Origin of the sequence: Streptomyces antimicrobicus (genome assembly GCF_020532625.1) — a bacterium.
GTDB classification, from domain to species: Bacteria; Actinomycetota; Actinomycetes; order Streptomycetales; family Streptomycetaceae; genus Streptomyces; species Streptomyces antimicrobicus.
Genome location: NZ_JAJAUY010000233.1, coordinates 1 through 4,684, shown reverse-complemented (window position 1 = coordinate 4,684; position 4,684 = coordinate 1). Strand labels below are relative to the sequence as shown.

At 76.2% G+C, this 4,684-nt stretch carries 4 protein-coding genes; 2 read left to right on the top strand and 2 right to left on the bottom strand.

What is annotated here, in order from left to right; all coding sequences use genetic code 11:
• Together LG632_RS29520 and LG632_RS29515 are read right to left on the bottom strand one after the other, a co-directional pair.
• Positions 1-1,526, bottom strand: a 1,526-nt coding sequence (locus tag LG632_RS29520; protein ID WP_226730996.1) for a hypothetical protein, incomplete at its 3' end; no start/stop codon positions are given.
• Between the two features lie 26 nt (positions 1,527-1,552).
• Complete coding sequence (locus LG632_RS29515) at positions 1,553-1,747, bottom strand: hypothetical protein (protein WP_125646070.1); 195 nt, start codon at positions 1,745-1,747, stop codon at positions 1,553-1,555.
• Positions 1,748-2,019: 272 nt separating this feature from the next.
• Here LG632_RS29515 and LG632_RS29510 point away from each other — a divergent pair, with 272 nt between their 5' ends.
• Positions 2,020-2,433 (top strand): ankyrin repeat domain-containing protein, encoded by a 414-nt coding sequence (locus tag LG632_RS29510; RefSeq protein WP_226730995.1) that lies wholly within the window; start codon positions 2,020-2,022, stop codon positions 2,431-2,433.
• A 288-nt stretch (positions 2,434-2,721) separates the two neighbouring features.
• On the top strand, positions 2,722-4,119 hold the full coding sequence (locus LG632_RS29505) for a HEAT repeat domain-containing protein (protein WP_226730994.1): 1,398 nt from the start codon (positions 2,722-2,724) through the stop codon (positions 4,117-4,119).
• The last annotated feature ends 565 nt before the right edge of the window (positions 4,120-4,684 follow it).

Genomic DNA, 4,684 nt, shown 5'->3' with positions numbered 1-4,684 from the left:
CCCTGGCGCCGGCGCGCCGGGAGCAGTTCGAGCACGGCCTCGCGCGGCACCGGGCCGGTGGCGTCGTCGTACGGGTCCGGCGTGGCCGGGACCTGGAGCCGGTGGACCGGGCCGGAGCCGAGCCGGGCGTAGCCGCGGCCGGGCGGGACGTCGGCGGTGGGCGTGGTGTGCGGCGGCACCCCGAGGACGTCGGCGATCTGCTGGATCCCGGCGGGCCCGAGCACGACCCGGGCCCGGGTGTGCGCCCACACCACGTCGTGCAGCAGCTCCAGGTGCTCGAACTGCTCGGCGACCACGACGGTGACGTGCACGGCCCGCCCGTGCCGCAGCGGCACCTGGAGCAGGCCGACCGGATCCGAGAGCCCCTCGGCGGCCGCGAGGTGCCCGAGCACGCTGGGGCGGTCCAGCAGGATCCACAGCGGCCGGCGGATGTCGTCGGGCGCGGGCCGGCCCGTCTCCCGGGCCCGGTGCGTGGCGACCAGCCGCCGTTCCGTCTCGCGGGCCGCCCACTGGAGCATGGCCACGGACCCGTCCAGCCCGCACTCCACGCCCAGCACCCCGGCGCGGCCGGCGAAGCACGCGTAGTCGCCGCTGCCGCCGCCTTCGACGATCAGCACCTCGCCGCCGTGGCCGAGCGCCTGCAGGGCCAAGGAACGCAGCAGGGTCGAGGCGCCGCTGCCGGGCTGGCCGACGGCCAGCAGGTGCGGCTCGGTGGAGCGCGGCCCGGTGCGCCACAGCACCGGCGGCACGTCCCGCTTCTGCGGCCCGTGCTCGCCGTCGAGCAGCACGGGCAGGGTGCGCTGGACGCCGTCGGCGTCGGTGAAGCCGAGGACGCTCTCGCCGGGGGCGGTCACGAACGGCTGGGCGACGATGTCCGTCGGCAGCGGGTCGAGGACGCGCAGGTCGAGCTGGTTGCCCTCCTCGTCCCACTCGAAGAGGTACTCGCGCCCGCGGCCGGACTTGGCGTGCAGCAGGGCCTCGATCCGGGCCCGGGCGGCGGGCTCGCCGTCGGTGAAGTAGGCGGGGTAGCGGATGTGCAGCCGGACGAGCCGGCCGGCGTCGTCGAACACGTAGCCGCTGAAGGCCTTGTCCCAGGCGCCGCCGTGCGCGAAGAGCGGCTGCGGGTCCTCCGGGATGGAGAAGTACGGCACCAGTGCCTCGTAGAGGGAGGCCAGCCGCGCGGCCTCGGCCTCGCCGGGCCCGGCCGCGGCGGGCGCGCGCTCCCGCCCCGCCCAGGCGGCCGCCGCGCCCAGGCCGAGCAGGGCGAGCAGGGGCCCGTAGGGGACGAGCGCGACGACCAGGACGCAGGCCGCCGCGAGGAACAGCGCGGGACCGCGCCGGTCCTTGGGGGTGGCGGCCCAGCGGCGCCGCCCGGCGACGGCCAGCACCCGCAGGCCGCGCCCGATCACGAGGAGCGGATGGAGGACGTCCGTGGCGCTGTCCGCGGCCGTGCGCGCGAGGTCACGGCCCCGGGCCAGCGAGGTGCCGCCGCCGGTGAGGATGCGGGGAAGTGGGCGCCGGGCCACGGGCGTCTCCTGGAGGGTGCGTGGGGTCAGAGCTTGATGCCGCCCAGCAGGCTGGCGAGGCTCGCCGTGCTGGCCGTGATGCTCGGGGCGATGGCCGAGCCCGCGAGGAAGAAGCCGAAGAGCGCGCAGACGAAGGCGTGGGTCAGCTTCATCCCGTCCTTCTTGAAGAACAGGAACGCGATGATGCCGAGCAGGACGACGCCTGAGATGGACAGGACCATGAGAGGTTCTCCTGGGTTCTCCTGGTGGGTGGGGACAGTCACCATCAGTTGTTCCAGGCTCACAGGAAGTATCAATGCGACAAAAGGTGCATACGGGTGAACCTGCGACGATTTCACCGCTCCGGCCCTTCCCCGGTGGCGCGACTCGCGCCCGCGCACCCCGTCGTCCCACGCCTCGGGACTGCCCCCGGCACCTTCCCGGCATGTGCGGTGACGGGCAGTACCCTGTCGATTCACCCGTACGGAGTGGGAGAGAAGAGGTACGACCCGAGATGACCGAGAGCCACCGGAACGGCGCCGGCGTCCCCGACGAGGACGTCATCGAGCTGGCCACCAAGATCTTCGACCTCGCCCGCCAGGGGGAGACCGCGGCCCTCACCGCCTACCTGGACGCCGGTGTCCCGGCCAACCTCACCAACGACCGCGGCGACACCCTCGTGATGCTCGCCGCCTACCACGGCCACGCCGAGGCCGTCGCCGCGCTGCTGGCCCGCGGCGCCGAGGCCGACCGGGCCAACGACCGGGGCCAGACGCCGCTCGCGGGGGCCGTCTTCAAGGGCGAGGAGGCCGTCATCCGGGCGCTCCTGGCCGGCGGCGCCGACCCGCACGCGGGCACCCCGTCCGCCGTCGACACCGCCCGCATGTTCGGCAAGGCCGACCTGCTGAAGCTCTTCGGAGCCGAGTAGTCCGTTTCGGTCCCGCCGTGATCTCGAGTGGATCACGGCGACCGTAAATGTGGTCGCGGCGCACAAACCGGCTGGGTCATCATGGCGTCGGATCCGGAGAAAGCCCCGAGGTACGGGGTACAACCCCGAGGGACGGGGTACGGGGGGGAGCTCCGGGCACCGACGAAAGAGAGAAGGCAATGGTCTACATCGAGCGGAACATGACGGCGGACGTCCTCACATGCTGTTACGCGGCTCTGTGAATCCCGATTCCCGGTTGCGTCCCCAGCTTGATTTGAGGCCATTCCCATGTTCGAACCAGTCATAGCGCCGAGCGGCACCCTGCTCGGGCTGCTCCAGCGCGGCCGCGGCGACGGCACCCTCCACGCGCTCGCCGCCCCGCGCCCGGAGGCCCTCGCCGCGCTCAACGAGTGCGTGCTGAACGACCCGCGACGGGACTGGCAGGTCGAGAACCGCTCCCTGTACTACGCCAGGCTCTACCTGGACCTCGACGGCCCGCTCACCGAGATCGAGGCCCACCTCTTCGGCCCCGACGACCTGGTGGACGAGGACGAGAGCCGCACCGGCCTCGCCCTGTCCGTGCTCGGCCACCTGGCCTCCTACGGCCGTGACGACGCGCTCATGCTGCTGCGCCGCTACGCCGCCGTGGGCGCCAACTGGGCCTGGGCCCTGGACGAGCTCGCGCTGCGCGACGACGACGCGGGCCTGCGGGGCCTGGCCGGGCCGGTGCTCGGCCGCTTCCCCGCCACCGCCGAGGGCGAGGCGCGGCTGGCCGCCGCCGTCCGCGACGCCTACGAGCCCCGGCCGTGGCGGCTGTGGGAGGAGTTGCCGGCGTTCGGCGACCGCCTGCGCGCCGCCCGCCAGCAAGGCTCCTTCGACCGCTGGCAGCGCCAGCTGACGCCGTCCGGGCCGCGCCCGGGCTGGGGCGTGGCCGCCGTCTTCGCGTGGGCCGAGGACGGTCTGCGCCGCGGCACCCCGCTGCACGTGCCGGCCGCCCGATGTCTGGCCGCCGTGGCCACCCCCGAGGACCGCGCCGAGATCTTCGCCGCGGCGGCGGGCGCGGCCGGCGAGGCCGCCCGGGCCACCGCCCTGCACCACCTGGTCCTGGCCGAGCCGGAGAACCCGGCGGTGCTGGACCTGATCGAGGCCGCCGGGGACGAGGCCGCCGTGGCCGCCTACGAGCGGATGTGCGGGCCCGCCGCCCTCGCCCGCGCCCGGGTCTGGGTCCACCGCCAGGACGCCCTCGGCACCGCCGCCGCCTCGCTGCTGGCCAGCCGCGGCGGACCGGAGGACTCCGCCCTGGTGCTGGCAGCCCTGCGCACCACCGTCCGCACCGAGGGTCCCGACGCCCACGCGCTGTTCGCGCTGGTCGACGGCGTGGGCCGGCTCTCCGTCGGCTGCGCGGCGCCGCTGCTGCGCCACATCTACCGCGAGACCTCGTCCTCCCACCTGCGGGGCCGGGCGGCCTGCGCCCTGGCCCGTACGGACCCCTCGTTCCCCGCCGGCTTCGCGGTGGAGTGCCTGTGGGACTGCGAGGAGACCACCCGGGAGATCGCCGCCCGGCACGCCGAGACGGCCGACGCCCGCGTCACCCCGCGGCTGCGCCGCCTGGCGGCCGACCCGGCCGAGGAGGAGGACGTCCAGTCGGCGGTCCGCAGCCGCATCGCCCCGGAGTCGGCCGTCTAGCCACCCCGGCCCCGCACCACCCACCGCCGCCCCGCACCCCGGCCTCCGCCGGGCGCGGGGCGGCGGCGTGCGCGGGGCGGCGCGGCACGTCGGGTGCTGGTGGCATGGCGGTGCGTGTCGCTCGTGCGGTTCCCGGCGGTGCATGTCGCCCATGCGGTTCCCGGCGGTGCGTGTCGCTCGCGCGGTTCCCGGCGGTGCTGTCGCCCGCGCGACTGCGCGGGCCTCCGCCGGGCGCGGGGCCTGCCCGGTACGGACGGCCGAGATCGGCGAGGTGCTCCCGGCCCGCGGCGGCCGTCGGTGCCCGAGGCACCGCGCGGGCCGGTGTCCGGGTCGGGCCGTCCCCGACCGAGCGGGGCGCCACCGGTGGCGGGGGAACCCGGTCGTCCGGGCCCGCTTGCGGGAGCCGCGCCGGTTCCGGGGACGGCGGATGCCCCGCACCCCGGCCTTCGCCGGGCGCGGGGCGGCGGCGTGCGCGGGGCGGCGCGGCAGGTCGGGTGCTGGTGGGGGCCCGGGCGGTAGACGGCGGCGGCGCGGCGCGCCGGCACCCCCCCCCGGGGGGGCCGGC

Excerpts from the sequence above, each read along its gene's own strand:
- LG632_RS29505 (WP_226730994.1), top strand. The coding sequence starts at position 2,722 with ATGTTCGAACCAGTCATAGCGCCGAGCGGCACCCTGCTCGGGCTGCTC.
- LG632_RS29515 (WP_125646070.1), bottom strand. The coding sequence starts at position 1,747 with ATGGTCCTGTCCATCTCAGGCGTCGTCCTGCTCGGCATCATCGCGTTC.
- LG632_RS29510 (WP_226730995.1), top strand. The coding sequence starts at position 2,020 with ATGACCGAGAGCCACCGGAACGGCGCCGGCGTCCCCGACGAGGACGTC.